Raw genomic sequence first — 16,709 nt, forward strand, 5'->3', positions numbered from 1 at the left:
TACCGACGGACGATTCCGCCAAGGCAATGCAGGGCGTTGCCCCACCACAACTGCATGCCCAATATCGCGCCATTGTGGCTTGACCTTGGGCGATTTGACCCCGAAGTTCCGCCTGCCGTGGTGATTTCTTCTGAGCTTTGCCGAGATTCCGACCTGTTCGTTCCCGATCTGCGCCGGGCGTGGATCCGGCTTGCCGTGGCCGTGCTGATCGGCTCGCTCGGCAGCGTCGGCATGTGGTCGGTGGTGGTCGCGCTGCCCGTGGTGCAGACGGAGTTTGCCGCGAGCCGCGGCACCGCGTCGCTGGCCTTTACCATGGTGATGCTCGGGTTCGGTTCCGGCGGGGTGCTGACCGGCAAGATCACCGACCGCTACGGCATCGTCACCGCGATCGGGCTCGGCATCGGCATTCTCGGCCTCGGCTATGTCGTCGCGGGAATGTCGACCTCGATCTGGCACTTTATCCTGGTGCATTTCGCCATCGGGCTGTCGTCGTCCGCCACCTTCGGACCGCTGATGGCGGAAGCCTCGCACTGGTTCGACCGCTATCGGGGGCTCGCGGTCGCGATTGCCGCTAGTGGCAATTACATCGGCGGCACGATCTGGCCGCCGCTGGTAAATTTCGGCATCGAGCAGCTCGGCTGGCGCACCAGTCATATCGCGATCGGCGTCTTCACGGCGGTAGCGATGACGCTGGCGCTGATCGGCTTGCGGATGCTGATGGGGGCGGGAGGCCAGCGCGACCACGACAACGCGGCGCCGCCGCGCGTCGATCTAAAACTCTCCACCAACGCGCTGACCGCGATCCTGTCGCTAGCCGGCATCGCCTGCTGCGTGGCGATGTCGATGCCGCAGGTGCACATCGTCGCCTATTGCGGCGACCTCGGCTATGGCGTGGCGCGCGGCGCCGAAATGCTGTCGCTGATGCTGGGCTTTGGCATCATCAGCCGGATCGGAAGCGGCTTTCTCGCCGACAAGATCGGCGGCATCCGCACGCTTTTGATCGGGTCGTTCGCGCAGGGCACCGCGCTTCTGTTCTACCTGTTCTTCGACAGCCTGACCTCCCTCTATATTATCTCGGCGATGTTCGGCCTGTTCCAGGGCGGCATCGTGCCGAGTTACGCGATCATCGTGCGCGAGGCGATGCCGGCCTCCGAAGCGGCGACCCGCGTCGGCATCGTGATCTTTGCTTCCGTGTTCGGCATGTCGTTCGGCGGCTGGATCTCGGGGGCGATCTTCGACGCCACCGGCTCCTACGGCGCCGCGTTCGCCAATGGGCTGGCGTGGAACGCGCTCAACATCGCGATCATGCTGCTGCTGCTGATGCGTGCGCGGCAACGGCTGGCGATGGCGTGAGTTTTTCGGCGCACCGCCATAGCGCGTCGAAGACGCGCGTGAACACGCTTATGGCGCTGCACCGCCGGGACACGAAATATCCAATTCCAGGAAAAGTTATCATGCTAGACTGCCTGTCCCGCCTCCGTCAGGAGAGATGAGGAACAAGCCAAGGCAGTTATCGTTTCTTCTCAGTTATCGTTTCTCTCGGGAGGGACACCCGATGACACTCGCACGCGGAAATATTGGCGGTTATGAGTTCGACCGCATGGTGCTGCTGTTTTCCATGATGGACGGCTCGAGGGAAATACCCTGCGCGGTCAGCGCCTCCGCGATGGATGCTCTGGAGCATGCCTCGCGCACGGCGACCAGCCAGCGCGAAGAACAATTCCTTCGGTTGCGCGACCGCATCGAACAATGCGCGTCGCGCAAGTTCGATGCGGGGGGAGTTCGAGGGGACCCCGCCCGGCATCATCATACGCAGCATCGATTTTCGCGGTTAGCTCTGTTGCTGGCCCCGCTCCAGACGATGCCATCGCCGTGATGTCGCTGCGATGATAGGCCGCTAGTGCGAATGCAAGTCCAGGAACGGCGTGTCGTTCGCGCTGACGTAGAAGATGATCACCTTGGTCGGCTCGGTGGCGCTGCGGTTATAACCGGTCATGGGCACGTTCGGCGGTTCGACCATCGCTTCGCCAGCCTTGACCGTGAGCGGGGGACGGCCATCGAGTTCGAGCGTGAAGGCGCCTTCGAGGACGTAGACCGTCACCGGAAAGCGATGGGTGTGATAGACGGTCTTGTCGCCCGGCTTGAACGTTGCGGTCATCACCCGCACGGTTTGCTTGTCGTCCTTCGGCAATCCCTCGACGACCTGCTGCAGCACCATGGTCGGTTTGGCGATATTGGGCGCGGCCGCCCCGTGTTGCTGCGCCGATGCGAGATGGCTGAGGCCCGCGCCGAGGCCGGCTAGAAGGAAAATTCCCGGGACGAGATGGCTGCGCATGTTTTCGCTCCTTGTCAGTCAGGCACTGCGCGGTGGCTCAGGGCAAACAAGCCTAGGGGCTGCTGGCCTGCCGCGGGAGCCGCAAGATTGCGAAACCCGGCCGCAGAAGTGCATAATGGCGGGATGTTCGACTGGAACGATTTGAAATACTTCCTTGCGGTGGCGCGTCACGGGAGCACGATCGCGGCCGGCAAGGCGCTCGGCACCAGCCAGTCGACGGTGCACCGCCGCCTCGAAGAACTCGAACGCCGGCTGGGGCGGGCGCTGGTGACGCGGCAGAACACCGGCTATCGCCTGACCGAATACGGCAACACGCTCTTGAAATATGCCGAGCGCATCGAGGCGGCCGTCGATGATTTCCAAAGGCGGGCCACCGACGTCGAGCAGGAGCTAAAGGGCGTGATCCGCGTGACCTGTCCCGAGCCGATCGTTTTCCGGATGACGCAATCGACGCTGATCGACCGCTTCCATGCCCGTTACCCGCAGCTTCGCGTCGAGTTTATCACCAGCGACCGCTATCTTGATTTGGCGAAGGGCGAGGTGGATGTTGCGTTTCGCTCGGGCGATACCGATGACGAGCTGGTGGGCCGCAAGATCGCGGACTCGATCTGGGCGGTGTATGCCAGCCATGGATATATTGAGCGCCACGGCAAGCCCGAACGGACAGAGGATCTGTCGCGCCACCTTCTCGTCGGTTTCGATGAGACGCTCGCCAACCACCGCGCCGCCAGGTGGCTGAAGGAAGTCGCGCCCGGCGCCCCCATGCCGGTGCGCAACAACAGCGTGCTCGGGCTGGTCTCGGCCGTGAAATCCGGCGTCGGCCTCGGCCCGCTGCCGACGGCGCTCGGCGATGCGGAGCCGGATCTGGTCCGCGTGCTCGGGCCGATTCCGGAATTGACCCGAAGCTGGCGGCTCCTGGCCCACCCGGATATCCGACGCGTGCCGCGTATCGCGGCGTTCTTCGACTTCATCGTGGAAGAACGCGACTCGTTGAAATCGATCCTGACAGGATGAGAGCCGGGCAGCCCCGTGCCTACCTGCCCTGGAACACCGCAGCGCGCCGTTCGATGAAGGATTGAATGCCCTCGCGAGCGTCGGCGCTGTTGAGCACGCGCTCGCGGACTTTTGGAATGTAGGCGATGGCGGCCGCCTCGCCGTGCTCGATATATTGAAGGGCCGCTTCCTTGGTGACCTGAACGCCGAGAGGCGCATTGCCGGCAATGATCTTGGCGAGCGCCATCGCCCGCTCGATTTGCTGTCCGGCCGGCACGACTTCCTGGACCAGCCCGATCTCGCGGGCGCGCGATGCGGTGAATTCGTCGCACAGGAACAGATGATACATCGCGTTGCCCCAGCCGGTGCGCGACAGGAAGCGGAAATGCGCACCTCCAAGCGGGGCGATGCCGCGCCTGGATTCCATCTGGCAGAAGCGGGCATCGTCGGCAGCGACGACGATGTCGCCGGCCAGCATCAATTCGATGCCGATGGTGAAGACGATGCCCTGCACCGCTGACACGATCGGCTTTTTGCAGCGCTTCTGCAGGCCGAAGACGTCGACATTGCCCTCTTTGAAATTCCGCTTCTCGGCGTTGGGGCCGAAGAATTTCGGCATGTCGAGGCCGGCGGTGAAATCCCTGCCTTCGGCACAGATGACGCCGACCCAATAGCTGTCGTTGTTGTGGAGCTCCGTCAGCGCGTCCGACAACTGCTCCATCATCGCAGGCGAGAACGCGTTCTTCTTGGCAGGGTTGTCGATGATGATCTTGAAGATGCGATCGTGGATTTCGGTGCGGATTGTTCCTTCGGTGCTCATGGTCTTCTCCGTCCTGATTGTTCTAAAAATGCAGTGGGAGGCGCGCGTGTCTATCGCTCGTATTTGACGGCGAGCGCGGTGCGGATTGCCGCGGCGCGTTCCGGCGAAAAGTGCGATGCGCCATGGTCGAGCAGGTCGAGGAACGACAGCACCCCGCCGCGCGATCCCCAGCTTCCTTCCTCGATGATACGGAAATTGATCCACCAGGCCGGCGAGGGCGTCTTCATCCCGCAGGCCTCTGCCAGCGCGGCGTGGATGTTGCGAATGACGGTAGCGCGATCCTCGCGTGTCCAGCAGCAGTTCATCACGACGACGTCGATCAGCATGACGTCGCTCGGCCTGTCTGAAAGCAATTCGCCGCCATGCGCGATCATGTCGAGCGGGCGCTCGACAAAATGCACCTGATAGCCGCGGCGCGCTTCAGGCGTCAGCTTGCCGACCTCCGGCACGAGGACGGCGTCCGTCAGCGTCTTGGCCAGCACCCGCCGCTGATCGGCGCTCAACCGTCCCTGCGGCGTCATCACCTGGATAAACGTCATTGCGGGTCTCCTCGCGTCGGCATTCTTCTGGCTATGACGAGCGTCATAACTTCACATAGAGCTGGCTATGTCAAGCGTCATAATCTAGCATGCGGCCATGCAGACGAAGGAAGCTTCGCGATGACGTCGGATACCCGCGTAAAAATGGTGGCAGGGGCCGCCGACCTGATGAGCCGCCGCGGCGTCAACGCCACCAGCATGCGCGAGGTGGTCCGCCATACCGGCACGCCGCGCGGCTCGATCGGCCATCACTTTCCGCGCGGCAAGCAGCAACTGATCGAGGACGCGATAGCCTTTGCCGGCAAACAGGTCAGCGGGCCGCTGGAGCATCTGACGCAGTCGCGTGGCGCGATTGCGGGTCTGCGCACCTTCATCGCGCTGTGGCGTCAGACGCTGGAGAAGTCGAAATTTCAGGCCGGTTGTCCGGTGCTCGCAGTCGCGGTCGAGCAATATGTCAACGATGCGACCGAGAAGGACGGCGAACCTGACGAAGCCGCGCACCGGCATCTGCTCGACCTTGCCGATGGCGTGTTTGCCGATTGGCGGCGCATCATGTTCACGGCGCTGCGCCGCGAGGGCGTGGCGCCTGCGCGCGCGGCGGCTGGCCGCGCTCGTCATCGCCTCGACGGAAGGAACGGTCGCGATGTGCCGCGCCGCGCGCAGCGCCCAGCCGCTCGATGATGTCAGGCAGGAACTGGAGCTGGTGTTGTCGAGCGCGCTACCAAAGTAGGCTGAGATGCAGCGCGCGTGACATTCAGCGCCGCCTCGATACAGACCTTACGCATGGGTCTGCCTTCTTCGATTGCGTGCGCGAATTCAAGCAACCTGTCATCCACGAACTGGCTCAAAACGTCGGCGGCGTGCAGGCGCTTATCACTTCGCACGGCTTTCCGCCGACGCAGCGAAAGCGGTGCGGACGGCGGCTTTCGAAATAATAGGCATCGCCCGGGTCAAGAATGCGGCGCTCGTCGTCGACCGTCACCTCCAGCCGCCCGCTCACCACGATGCCGCCTTCCTCGCCGTCATGGGTCAGCGGCACGCGCCCGGTGTCGCTGCCCGGCTCGTAGCGTTCTTTCAGAATCTGCAACGCGCGGCCGAACAGATTATCGCCGACCTGGCGATAGGAAATCGGCTGCTTTCCGATCTCGGTCAGCTCGTCGGAGCGGTAGAACGCCTTGCGCGGCCGCTCCGGCTCGATCGCGAAGAATTCGGCGAGCCCCATCGGCAGCCCGTCGAGGATGCGCTTCAGCGCGCCGACAGACGGGTTCATCTGGTTCGATTCGATCAGCGAGATCGTCGAATTGGTCACGCCGGAGCGTTTTGCGAGCTCGCGCTGCGACAGCTTGTGGCGGGCCCGGACGAAGCGGAGTCGCCCACCGATATCGACGCTCATCGAAAATCCCTGTTGCAGATGTTTCGGATCGAACAAATATGCCTTGACCTGGCTAGCAAAATCAATGGGTTGCAGGAGCGCAGAAAAGGACTTGTTGTGGCTTCCCGAGCGTGGCCCGGTGCTCCCTTGAGCTGCCAGCAAAGGAGCTAGACCGTGACCCTTCATCAGAAGCCGAACACCCTGCAGACCGACTCGTTCTGGATGCCTTTCACGGCCAACCGGCAGTTCAAGAAAACGCCCCGCCTGTTCGCCTCCGCCGAGGGCATGCACTACACCACCGTCGACGGCCGCAAGGTGATCGACGGCTCCGCCGGCCTCTGGTGCGTCAACGCCGGCCATGGCCGCCGCCAGATCGCCGCCGCCGTCGAACGGCAATTGATGAATCTCGACTTCGCGCCCTCGTTCAACATGGGCCATCCGCTGGCGTTCGATTTTGCCGAGCGGCTCACCGAGATCGCGCCGAAGGGGCTGGATCGCGTCTTCTTTACCAATTCGGGCTCAGAGTCGGTCGATACCGCGCTGAAGATCGCGCTGGCCTATCAGCGCGCCATCGGGCAGGGGACGCGGACGCGCCTGATCGGCCGCGAGCGCGGCTATCACGGCGTCGGCTTCGGCGGCATGTCGGTCGGCGGCATGGTGGCCAACCGCCGCGCGTTCGCTACCCATCTGCCGGGCGTAGACCACATCCGTCACACCCATGATCTCGCCCGCAACGCCTTTGCGAAGGATCAGCCCGAGCATGGCGCCGAGCTCGCCGACGATCTCGAGCGGATGGTGGCGCTGCATGGCGCCGACACCATCGCCGCCGTCATCGTCGAGCCGGTGCCGGGCTCGACCGCCGTGCTGCCGCCGCCGAAGGGCTATCTGAAGCGCCTGCGCGAAATCGCCGACAAGCATGGCATCCTGCTGATCTTCGATGAGGTCATCACCGGGTTCGGCCGCCTCGGCGCGCCGTTTGCGGCTGATTATTTCGGCGTCACGCCCGACATGATGACGACCGCCAAGGGCATCACCAACGGCACCGTCCCCTGCGGCGCGGTGTTTGCCAACCGCAAGATCCATGACGGGCTGATGACCGGGCCCGAGGGCACCATCGAGCTGTTCCACGGCTACACCTATTCGGCGCATCCGACCGCCTGCGCCGCGGGCTTGGCGACGCTCGACATTTACAAGGACGAGGGGCTTTTGACGCGCGGGGCGTCGCTTGCCGAATACTGGCGCGATGCGCTGCATTCGCTCAAAGGCCTGCCGAACGTGATCGACATCCGCAATTGCGGCCTGATGGGCGCGGTCGAAGTCGCGCCGCGCAAGGACGGCGTTGGCGCGCGTGGCTATGACGTGATGGTGGATTGCTTCAATCGCGGGCTTTATTTGCGCATGAGCGGCGATTCCTTTGCGCTGTCGCCGCCCTTGATCGTCGAGAAGAGCCATATCGACGACATCGTCTCGATCCTCGGCGACGCGATCAAGCGCGTGGCCTGATCCTTGCTCTGAAAAAGATAGAGCAGCCGCGGCAATGTTGCCGCGGCGGATGCGTGAGGAATTGTGAAAGTCATCGTTCTCGGCAGTGGCGTGATCGGCGTCACCACAGCCTACTATCTGGCGCGTTCCGGCCACGAAGTTGTCGTCGTCGATCGTCAGGCTGAGCCTGCACAGGAAACCAGTTTTGCCAATGCCGGCGAGGTATCGCCCGGCTATTCGTCGCCCTGGGCTGGCCCCGGCGTGCCGGTCAAAGCGATCAAGTGGCTATTGATGCGGCACGGGCCGCTGGTGATCTGGCCCAAGCTCGATCCTGTGATGTGGATCTGGGGCCTGAAGATGCTGCGCAACTGCACGGCAGAGCGCTACGCGGTCAACAAGAGCCGGATGATCCCGATCGCCGAATACAGCCGCGACTCCTTGCGCGCGCTGCGCGCCGAGATCGGCATCACATATGACGAGCGCAGCCGCGGCACGTTGCAGCTCTTCCGCAAGCAGAAGCAGCTCGACTCGACCGGCGACGACATTGCCGTGCTCAAGCAATACGGCGTGCCGTACGAGCTTTTGGATCGCACCGGCTGCATCGGCGCGGAGCCGGCGCTCGCGGCCGTGAAGGACAAATTCGTCGGCGGGCTGCGATTGCCGCAGGACGAAACCGGCGATTGCCACATGTTCACGCAGGCGCTCGCCAGGGAAGCAGCAAGGCTCGGCGTCGAGTTCAAGTTCAATACCACTATCGAGCGGCTGGTCGCGGAAGGCGGCAAGATTACCGGCGTCGTCACCAGTGTGGGGTTGTTGCAGGCCGATGCTTATGTCGCCGCGCTCGGAAGCTGGTCGCCGCGGTTGCTCAAGCCGCTGGGCGTTTTTGTCCCGGTCTATCCGGTGAAGGGCTATTCGATCACGGTTCCCATCATCGATCCCGACGGCGCGCCGGTATCGACCGTGATGGATGAGAGTTACAAGGTCGCGATCACGCGGCTGGGGGACCGCATCCGCGTCGGCGGCACTGCGGAAATTTCCGGCTATTCGAACACGCTCGATGCGGCGCGGCGGGCGACGCTCGATCATTCGCTGACCGACATGTTTCCGCGCGGCGGCGATTTGAGCAAGGCGAGCTTCTGGTGCGGCCTGCGCCCGATGACGCCGGACGGACCGCCGGTGATCGGCGCGACGCGCTACGGCAATCTGCACCTCAACACCGGCCACGGCACGCTCGGCTGGACCATGGCATGCGGCTCGGGAAGGGTGCTGGCGGATATGATGTCGGGACGGAAGCCGGATATCGATGTGAGCGAACTCAGCGTGAGCCGGTATGATCAGCGGTTTGGCTAGCGCTGTCATTCCGGGATGGTGCGTAAGCACCAGACCCGGAATCTCGAGATCTCAGGTGCGCAATTGCGCACCATAGTTCGATGCTTCGCATCGCCCCGGAATGACGCTGGCGCGTCACCCCGCTACCGTCCGCTTCAATCCTGATTGGGAGGATCGAAGGCGCGGATGGCAGGCAACGCTCCCTCATACTTCTCGCACTCGACCACCGTCACCTGACCGCAGCAACCTTGCGCGAGCCGCGACGTGCCGATGTCGCGGGTGAGCACGTTCGGGTTGCCGTGAATGCAGAGCGCATGTTTTGCCGTGCCGGCTTGCGGATCGTACCAGGCGCCGGTGGACAATTGCACCACGCCGGGCATGACGTCGTCTGAAACGGCGGCGGCGGCCAGACACGCGCCCCGATCATTGAACAGGCGGACGATGTCGCCATCAGCGATGCCGCGGCGCGTCGCATCAACGGGGTTGAGACGGACGGCTTCCCGGCCGGCAATTTTCTTGGACTGGCTGTACGCACCGAAGTCGAGCTGGCTGTGCAGCCGGGTCGCTGGCTGGTTGGCGATCAGCGTCAACGGGTGGCGCTGATCCGGCAGTTCGGTCGACGGCAGCCATGCCGGGTGGGGCGGGCAATCGTCGTAATCGAAGCCCGCGATGGTTTTCGAATAGATCTCGATCTTGCCACTTGGCGTGGGCAGCTTGTTCTTGACGGGATCGTTGCGGAAGGCGCGCAGAAAGCCGCCATCATCGGGGGCCGATGGCAGCGCGAGTTCGCCGCGCCGCCAGAACTCGTCGAAGTCAGGCGCATCCCAACCGGCATCGGCAAGCGCCCGCCGCGTCGGCTCGTAAAGATGGGCCAGCCATTGCCTGGTATCGCGTCCTTCCGTGAAGGCCTGTTCGACGCCCAATCGCCGCGACAGCGCGGCAAAAATATCGAAATCGTCGCGCGCTTCGCCGATCGGCTCCACAGCCCTACGCATCGCGACCAGCCTCGGATCGGTGCCGGCGGCGCCGATATCGTCGCGCTCCAGCGTCATGGTCGCCGGCAGCACGATGTCGGCAAACTTCGCCATCGGCGTCCAGGCGCTCTCGTGCACGACAATGGTTTGCGGGACATTGAAGGCCCGCCGTAGCCGATTGATATCCTGGTGATGATGGAAGGGGTTGCCGCCCGCCCAGTAGACCAGCTTGATGTCGGGATAGCGCATCGTGCGGCCGTTGTATTCGAACGTTTGTCCTGGGTTGAGGAGCATGTCGGCGACACGCGCGACCGGGATGAAGTCGGCCGTGCCATTCTTGCCTTGCGACAGCGTCGGGATCGGAACCGCGTTGAGACGTCGGCCGGTGTGGCCGAGCGCACCAAGCGCGTAATTATATCCGCCGCCGGGCAGGCCGATCTGGCCCAGCATGGCCGCGAGCACTGCGCCCATCCACACCGGCTGCTCGCCATATTCCGCCCGCTGCAGGGAATGCGAGACCGTGATCAAGGTGCGTCCGCGCGGCAGCCGGCGGGCGATGTCGACGATGGTGCCGGCCGGAATGCCGGTAATGTCGGCGGCCCATGCCGCGTCCTTTGGCGTATGGTCGTCGCGGCCGAGCAGATAGCGTTCGAAGATGTCGAAGCCGGTGCAATAGCGTGCGACAAAGCCGCTGTCCCACAGATCCTCGACGAGGAGCGTGTGCGCGAGCGCCAGCATCAGGGCGACGTCGGTGCCGACCTTGATCGGCATCCACCGGGCACCGGCCGCTTCCGGCATGTCGTCGCGCAAGGGAGCGATGCCGTAGAACACGGCGCCGCGGCGCGCGGCCCTTGCATCGCGTCGCGCTCGATGTGCCGGCTGATGCCGCCGCTTGCGACGTCCGAATTCTTCAGCGCCATGCCGCCGAAGGCCAGCACCGTATCGGTGTGCTCGGCGATCTGATCCCACGTCACGTTGTGGCGCGAGATGCCTTCGAAGCTGCCGAGGACATGCGGCAGGATCACGGCCGAGGCGCCGGCGCTATAGCTGTTCACCGAACGCACGTAGCCGCCGAACGCTATGTTCAGGAAGCGATGAACCTGGCTCTGCGCGTGGTGGAAACGTCCGGCGCTGGCCCAGCCATAGGAGCCGCCATAGACCGCGGCGGCGCCATATTCGGTTCGGATCCGCGCCAATTCGCCTGCGAGCAGGTCGAGCACTTCGTCCCAGGGGCACGCGACGAATTTCTGGTCGAAGGTGCGCGGAGCGGGTGCGCTTCGCTCCAGCCACGACTTGCGCACCATCGGCCGCAGGATGCGGGCCTTGTGGCGCATCGCCGTGGTGAAATTCTGCAACATCGGGGAGGGCGCCGGGTCGTGCTCGTACGGCTTGATATCCAGCGTCGCGCCGTTCCACCGCGCCGTGAAGGCGCCCCAATGCGCGCTGTGTGGGCTCCAATCCTCTCGGGCTTGATCCATCCGTTGTTCCAGACTGTTCATGACGCCTGCGTCACGCAATTCACCCACAGCACGACCGCTTTCGCATCTTTCGCGGGATTTGAGAAGCGGTGCGGCCTGCGGCTGGCAAAGCGAAAACTGTCCCCTCGCTTGAGCGACCAGGTCTCGGCGTCGACGGTCAGCGTCATCTCGCCTTCCAGCACCAGTCCCGCCTCTTCGCCGTCATGGGTGTAGAGTTCGTCGCCGGTGTTGCCGCCGGGCTCCATGTGCACCAGAAACAGATTGAGGCGGTTCTCAGTACCCGCCGGGCTCAGCAGTTGCTTGGAAATGCCGGTGCGCCACAGTTTCAGTTCGGCGCGCTGCATTTCGCGCGTCACCACGCCGCCGGATGCCGCCGCGTCGTTCGGCTGCGAGCCGAACAGCGCGGCGATGCCGACGCCAAGCACGTCGGCCAGCGTCGCCAGCACGCGGAGCGAAGGCGACGACAGCCCGCGCTCGATCTGGCTGAGAAAGCCGATCGACAGATCGGTCTTCGCCGCAATCGTCTCCAGCGAGAGCTTGTGCTCGCGGCGCAGGTCGCGGATGCGGCGGCCGACCGCAAGGTCCATCGCCGGCTCGGCCGGCCTGACGGCGGTCCTCGCCTTCGGCCGGGCCGTTGCCTTTCCGGCGGCCTTTTTCTTGGCCCTTGCCTTGGCCTTGAACGCCGGTTTCTTTATTCGCTTGCCGCCGCTCACGTCAGACCGCTTCCTTCATGTGCATGAAAATCGCTTGCAAACCCCGGAGAAGTGTGACCACAATTTCATATTGGTGAAAATAGGCCTGAATGGCGTTGCCCGCAACTCTTTGGTCTAAGGCGGGCAGGCCCGGGCGGCGTGCAGTTTCAGGAGGTGGTGCGATGGCTCTGAAGCGTCGCGTTCAGGCCGCGGTGGCGGCCTTGGTTCTCACAGCCGCAATGCCGGCATCCGCGCAAAAAGTGCTGAAGGTGGGCTCGACGCCGACCGGTGTACCCTTCACATTCCTCGACACCAAGACCAACAGCATTCAGGGCATCATGGTCGATCTCATCACCGAGATCGGCAAGGACGCCGGTTTCCAGGTTCAGATCGAGCCGATGCAGTTCTCGACCCTAATTGCCTCGCTCACCTCGAACAAGATCGACATCATCTCGGCGGCGATGTTCGTTACGCCCGCGCGCAAGGAAGTGATCGATTTCTCCGAGCCGTTTTACAGCTATGGCGAAGGCCTCCTGGTGCCGAAGAGCGATACGAAGACCTACACCAAGCAGGACGATCTGAAAGGCGAAGTGGTGGGCGCGCAGGTCGGGACGGCGTTCGTCGATGCGCTGAAGAAGTCGGGATTGTTCAGCGAGGTGAAGGCCTACGACACCATTCCCGATATTCTGCGCGACGTGAACGCCGGCCGGCTGAAGGCCGGCTTCGCCGATTATCCGATCCTCGCCTATAACCTGAAGCAAGGCGGCTTCCCCGAGGCGCGCATCGTCGAGAGCTACAAGCCCGCCACCGTCGGTTCCGTCGGCATCGGCGTTCGCAAGGGCGATACCGAGCTGCTCGCCAAGATCAATGCCTCGCTGGCGAAGCTGAAGGCGAACGGCACGGTCGAAAAGATCCTCGATAAATGGGGCCTCAAGGCACAGGGTGCCTGATGCAGGCGTTCTGGCGCGACGCGACCGAGTTCCTGCCGATCCTGATGAGCGGCGTGGCGCTGACGGTCATCGTCACCATCGGCTCGCTGTTGCTGTCGACCGCGCTCGGCCTGGTCTGGGCCTTGATGCGGGTATCCGGCATCGGCATTTTCGCAGGGTTCAGCGCCGGGCTGATCAACGTGATCCGCGGCATCCCGATCATCGTGCTCCTGTTCTATCTCTATTTCGTGATGCCTGAACTCGGCCTCACGCTGACGGCGCTGCAGGCGGCGATCTTGGGCCTCGGCATCGCCTATTCGGCCTACCAGGCGGAGAATTTCCGCGCCGGCATCGAGGCGATCGACAAGGGGCAGATCGAGGCGGCGCAGGCGATCGGCATGGGCTGGTGGCAGACCATGCGCCGCGTGGTGTTGCCGCAGGCGGTGAAGATCGTGTTGCCGCCCTACGGCAACATCATGATCATGATGCTGAAGGATTCGTCGCAGGCGTCGACCATCACGGTGGCCGAGCTCGCACTGCAGGGCAAGCTGATCGCGTCCTCCACCTTCAAGAACACCAGCGTGTTCACGCTTGTGGCGCTGATGTATCTCACCATGAGCATCCCGCTCATCCTTCTGGTCCGTCACTTCGAGAAGCGCGGGGGCCAGAAATGATCGAACTCACCAACGTTCACAAGAGTTTTGGCAAGGTCGAGGTGCTCAAGGGCATCACGGCTTCCGTCGAGAAGGGCGAGGTGGTCTGCGTCATCGGCCCGTCAGGCTCCGGCAAATCCACCATCCTGCGCTGCATCAACGGGCTGGAGAGCTATGACCGCGGCGACATCCTTGTCGAAGGCGCGCGGGTCGATCGCACCGCGCCCTCGATCGTAGCGATTCGGACGCAAGTCTCGATGGTGTTCCAGCGCTTCAACCTGTTTCCGCACCGTACCGCGCTGGAAAACGTCATCGAGGGGCCGCTCTATGTGAAGAAGGAGCCGCGCGCCGAGGCTCTGGCGCGCGGCCGCGCGCTGCTGGCGCAGGTGGGGCTTGCCGAAAAGGCCGACAGCTATCCGCCGCAACTCTCCGGTGGTCAGCAGCAGCGTGTTGCGATTGCCCGCGCGCTCGCGATGCAGCCGAAGGCGATCCTGTTCGACGAACCGACTTCGGCGCTCGATCCCGAGCTGGTCGGTGACGTGCTGTCAGTGATGCGCAAGCTTGCCGACGACGGCATGACCATGGTCGTCGTCACCCACGAGATGGGATTTGCTGGGGATGTCGCCGACCGCGTGCTGTTCATCGACGGCGGCGTGATCGTCGAGCAGGGGCCGGCGAAGTCCGTGCTCAATCAACCGCAGCATGCGCGCACGCAGGATTTTTTGCGGCGCGTGCTGCATCCGCTCTGAGCTCGCCAGCATGCATACGCCCATCCGACTTCCGCTGCCGCCAAGTCTCTACGCCGATACGGCGGTCGCGCCGGCACCGACGCCGCCGCTCGATGGAGACAAGGACGTTGCGGTCGCGATCATCGGCGGCGGTTTCACCGGGCTGTCCACCGCATTGCATCTGGCCGAGCAGGGCGTGAATACGATCGTGCTGGAAGCGCAACAGCCGGGCTGGGGCGCCTCGGGCAACAATGGCGGCCAGGTCAACCCGGGGCTTAAGCACGACCCCGATCAGATCGAGGCCGATTTCGGCGCCGAACTCGGCCGCCGCATGATCGCGTTTTCCTACGGCACCACCAACTACACGTTCGACCTGATCCGCCGCTACCAGATTCCCTGCGAAGCAAGGCAGAACGGCACGCTGCGCGCGGCCTATAACGAGGCGAGCGCCGGGGGAATCGAAACCACGGCAAAGCAATGCATCCGGCGCGGCATGCCGGTGGCGCTCTTGAATCGCGAGCAGATGCGGGAGATCACCGGCACCGACCGCTATCTCTGCGCCATGCTGGACGATCGCGGTGGCGACCTGCATCCGCTGAGCTATGCGCGCGGGTTGGCGCGCATAGCGATCGCGGCCGGCGCAGCCGTCCATGGCGAGACGCCGGCGCTCTCCTTGTCGCGTGAAGGCGCGCATTGGCGCGTTGAGACGCCGCGCGGGATCGTGCGCGCCGAAAAAGTGCTGCTGGCAACCAACGGATTCACCGATGATCTGTGGCCGGACCTGCGCCGCACCATCGTGCCGGTGTTTTCATCGATTGCGGCCACCGCGCCTTTATCCGAGGAGGTCGCACGCGAAATCATGCCGACGCGCTCGGTGTTGTACGAGAGCGGGCATATCACGGTGTATTACCGGATCGATGCGCATAATCGTTTGCTCATGGGCGGACGCGGGCCGATGCGCTGGATCAGCAAGCCTGGCGATGTCGCCTATCTCATCCGCTATGCCGAACGGCTGTGGCCGCGGCTGAAGGGCGTGACCTGGACGCACGGCTGGAATAGCCGGCTCGCGATCACATCAGATCATTATCCCCATGTGCATGAGCCGGCGGAGAATCTTCTGGTCTCGCTCGGTTGCAACGGCCGCGGCGTCGCGCTCTCGACCGCGATGGGCGCGCAACTTGCGCGCCGCCTGATCGGCGGCAAAGACGCCGAGATCGACATGCCTATCTCTGGCATCAAGCCGATGGCGCTGCACGCATTCTGGCCGCTCGGCGTCACCGCGGCCGTGCTGGCCGGGCGGGTGCGGGACCGGCTGGGAATGTAAAGCCGCGGCTGCGTTAGTGCTCGTCGGCTCAACAGATGCATCCTCGCCCTGGAGGGAACTTTCCATCCCCGGCGAACGTTCGCTTGCGCAGGGCCCATTTCGAGGAGGTCAAGATGCGCAAGCAGTTGCTGTTATCGACTGGATTAATTTGCCTGATGCTGGCACCGGGGCTGTCGTATGGCCAGGCCCCGGGCGGGAGAAGCGAGGAACCGAAGCAGATGCAGCCGAGCGATCGTGGTAAGGGTGCTGCATCGCAAGAACGCGGTGCCGAGCGAGCGCAGGAACGCGCCAAGGGCGCGGAGAAGGGTGCTGAGCAGAAGGCTCAAGGCGCGGCAGATCGTGAGGAAAGAGGAGCCGGTTCCCGGCAGGCGGGAGAGAAGGGCAAGGCTGCACCTGGGGCCGAGCGTCCAACGGCTGCGAGCGAAGACAGCAAGCGTGGCCGCGGCGATGACGCGAAGAGGGCCACGGAGCAAACCAAGGGCGCCCGCCCGGCCGATCGGGAGGCCGATCGCGGCCGCGATGCCAAGGAGAGCGCCAAAGAGAGCGCTAAGGACAGTGCCAAAGACAGAACCAAGGGCACCGCCGAGTCCGAGAAGACCAAGAGCGGAACTACGACGTCCCAAAAGGAGCGCGAGGGCACAACCACCACCCAGAAGGAGCCGAGCCGCGATCAACGGGACAGAACCTCGAAGGATGCGGCTGAGCAGGGCAAGGAGACCGACCGGCCGGGCACCGCGACTGACACCACGCGGACACAGACCCAGACCACCCAGACGCAAGACCGCCAGCAGCTCTCGACCGAGAAGCAGGTACGTATCTCCGAGAGGCTGACCCGCGAACGCCTGGCGCCGCCACAGCGCAATCTCAACGTCTCGATCCGGGTGGGCGAGCGCATTCCTCGGCACGTGCGGGTCCAGCGACTGCCTGCGGCGATTGTTTCGATCGAGCCGGCGTATCGCGGCTATGATTACTTCACCACCGAAGAGGAAATTGTAATCGTTGAACCCGGCACGCAACGGATCGTAAGCCAGATCCCGCGCGACGCGTCGCGCATTCGCGCA

13 protein-coding genes and 4 pseudogenes are annotated in these 16,709 nt (G+C 64.0%); 11 read left to right on the forward strand and 6 right to left on the reverse strand.

Annotated elements, in window-relative coordinates:
- The first annotated feature begins 153 nt into the window (after positions 1 to 153).
- Together ACFXS9_RS39980 and ACFXS9_RS39985 are read left to right on the forward strand one after the other, a co-directional pair.
- Positions 154 to 1,353 (forward strand): MFS transporter, encoded by a 1,200-nt coding sequence (locus ACFXS9_RS39980; RefSeq protein ID WP_392700265.1) that lies wholly within the window; start codon positions 154 to 156, stop codon positions 1,351 to 1,353.
- 202 nt (positions 1,354 to 1,555) lie between these two features.
- Positions 1,556 to 1,835: pseudogene (locus ACFXS9_RS39985) on the forward strand (DUF1488 family protein).
- Positions 1,836 to 1,897: 62 nt separating this feature from the next.
- Here ACFXS9_RS39985 and ACFXS9_RS39990 read toward each other — a convergent pair.
- The gene (locus ACFXS9_RS39990) at positions 1,898 to 2,335 is read right to left on the reverse strand and encodes a cupin domain-containing protein (RefSeq protein ID WP_392698882.1); all 438 of its coding nucleotides are present in this window, start codon (positions 2,333 to 2,335) and stop codon (positions 1,898 to 1,900) included.
- An 87-nt stretch (positions 2,336 to 2,422) separates the two neighbouring features.
- On the opposite strand from ACFXS9_RS39990, the gene ACFXS9_RS39995 reads away from it, so the two are divergent.
- A complete protein-coding gene (locus tag ACFXS9_RS39995) occupies positions 2,423 to 3,349 on the forward strand; it encodes a LysR family transcriptional regulator (RefSeq protein WP_392698884.1) in 927 nt (308 codons plus the stop codon).
- Between the two features lie 19 nt (positions 3,350 to 3,368).
- Here ACFXS9_RS39995 and ACFXS9_RS40000 read toward each other — a convergent pair whose 3' ends face one another.
- Positions 3,369 to 4,148: a crotonase/enoyl-CoA hydratase family protein gene (locus tag ACFXS9_RS40000; RefSeq protein WP_392698886.1), complete on the reverse strand. Its 780-nt coding sequence runs from the start codon at positions 4,146 to 4,148 to the stop codon at positions 3,369 to 3,371.
- Positions 4,149 to 4,198: 50 nt separating this feature from the next.
- Positions 4,199 to 4,687, reverse strand: coding sequence for a 4-oxalocrotonate tautomerase family protein (locus ACFXS9_RS40005; RefSeq protein ID WP_392698888.1), 489 nt, complete (start codon positions 4,685 to 4,687; stop codon positions 4,199 to 4,201).
- 198 nt (positions 4,688 to 4,885) lie between these two features.
- Between ACFXS9_RS40005 and ACFXS9_RS40010 the strand changes: the two are divergent.
- Positions 4,886 to 5,417, forward strand: a pseudogene (locus tag ACFXS9_RS40010) (TetR family transcriptional regulator C-terminal domain-containing protein).
- Between the two features lie 114 nt (positions 5,418 to 5,531).
- Here the strand turns inward: ACFXS9_RS40010 and ACFXS9_RS40015 are convergent.
- Positions 5,532 to 6,080, reverse strand: a complete 549-nt coding sequence (locus ACFXS9_RS40015; RefSeq protein ID WP_028347208.1) for a cupin domain-containing protein — start codon at positions 6,078 to 6,080, stop codon at positions 5,532 to 5,534.
- A 153-nt stretch (positions 6,081 to 6,233) separates the two neighbouring features.
- On the opposite strand from ACFXS9_RS40015, the gene ACFXS9_RS40020 reads away from it, so the two are divergent.
- Positions 6,234 to 7,562 carry an aspartate aminotransferase family protein gene (locus tag ACFXS9_RS40020; RefSeq protein WP_392698890.1) on the forward strand — a complete coding sequence of 443 codons (1,329 nt, stop codon included), beginning with the start codon at positions 6,234 to 6,236 and terminating at the stop codon, positions 7,560 to 7,562.
- Positions 7,563 to 7,625: 63 nt separating this feature from the next.
- Positions 7,626 to 8,891 carry a D-amino acid dehydrogenase gene (locus tag ACFXS9_RS40025; RefSeq protein WP_392698892.1) on the forward strand — a complete coding sequence of 422 codons (1,266 nt, stop codon included), beginning with the start codon at positions 7,626 to 7,628 and terminating at the stop codon, positions 8,889 to 8,891.
- 134 nt (positions 8,892 to 9,025) lie between these two features.
- On the opposite strand, the pseudogene ACFXS9_RS40030 reads toward ACFXS9_RS40025, so the two are convergent.
- Positions 9,026 to 11,322, reverse strand: a pseudogene (locus tag ACFXS9_RS40030) (molybdopterin guanine dinucleotide-containing S/N-oxide reductase).
- A gap of 17 nt (positions 11,323 to 11,339) precedes the next feature.
- Entirely contained in the window at positions 11,340 to 12,035 is a 696-nt protein-coding gene (locus ACFXS9_RS40035; protein WP_392698894.1) for a cupin domain-containing protein, read from the reverse strand.
- A 161-nt stretch (positions 12,036 to 12,196) separates the two neighbouring features.
- On the opposite strand from ACFXS9_RS40035, the gene ACFXS9_RS40040 reads away from it, so the two are divergent.
- The 5 genes and pseudogenes from ACFXS9_RS40040 to ACFXS9_RS40060 all read left to right on the forward strand — a co-directional run.
- The gene (locus ACFXS9_RS40040; RefSeq protein ID WP_392698895.1) at positions 12,197 to 12,964 is read left to right on the forward strand and encodes an ABC transporter substrate-binding protein; all 768 of its coding nucleotides are present in this window, start codon (positions 12,197 to 12,199) and stop codon (positions 12,962 to 12,964) included.
- Positions 12,964 to 13,617 (forward strand): amino acid ABC transporter permease, encoded by a 654-nt coding sequence (locus tag ACFXS9_RS40045; RefSeq protein ID WP_392698897.1) that lies wholly within the window; start codon positions 12,964 to 12,966, stop codon positions 13,615 to 13,617. The genes ACFXS9_RS40040 and ACFXS9_RS40045 overlap by 1 nt, the downstream gene beginning before the upstream one ends.
- The gene (locus tag ACFXS9_RS40050) at positions 13,614 to 14,345 is read left to right on the forward strand and encodes an amino acid ABC transporter ATP-binding protein (protein ID WP_392698898.1); all 732 of its coding nucleotides are present in this window, start codon (positions 13,614 to 13,616) and stop codon (positions 14,343 to 14,345) included. Before ACFXS9_RS40045 ends, ACFXS9_RS40050 begins: the two co-directional genes overlap by 4 nt.
- A 10-nt stretch (positions 14,346 to 14,355) precedes the next feature.
- A complete protein-coding gene (locus ACFXS9_RS40055; protein ID WP_392698900.1) occupies positions 14,356 to 15,648 on the forward strand; it encodes an NAD(P)/FAD-dependent oxidoreductase in 1,293 nt (430 codons plus the stop codon).
- Positions 15,649 to 15,866: 218 nt separating this feature from the next.
- Positions 15,867 to 16,622, forward strand: a pseudogene (locus ACFXS9_RS40060) (hypothetical protein); the annotation flags it as partial.
- Positions 16,623 to 16,709: the final 87 nt, after the last annotated feature.

The sequence above is a fragment of the Bradyrhizobium sp. RDI18 genome (assembly GCF_043203335.1).
GTDB lineage: Bacteria > Pseudomonadota > Alphaproteobacteria > Rhizobiales > Xanthobacteraceae > Bradyrhizobium > Bradyrhizobium retamae.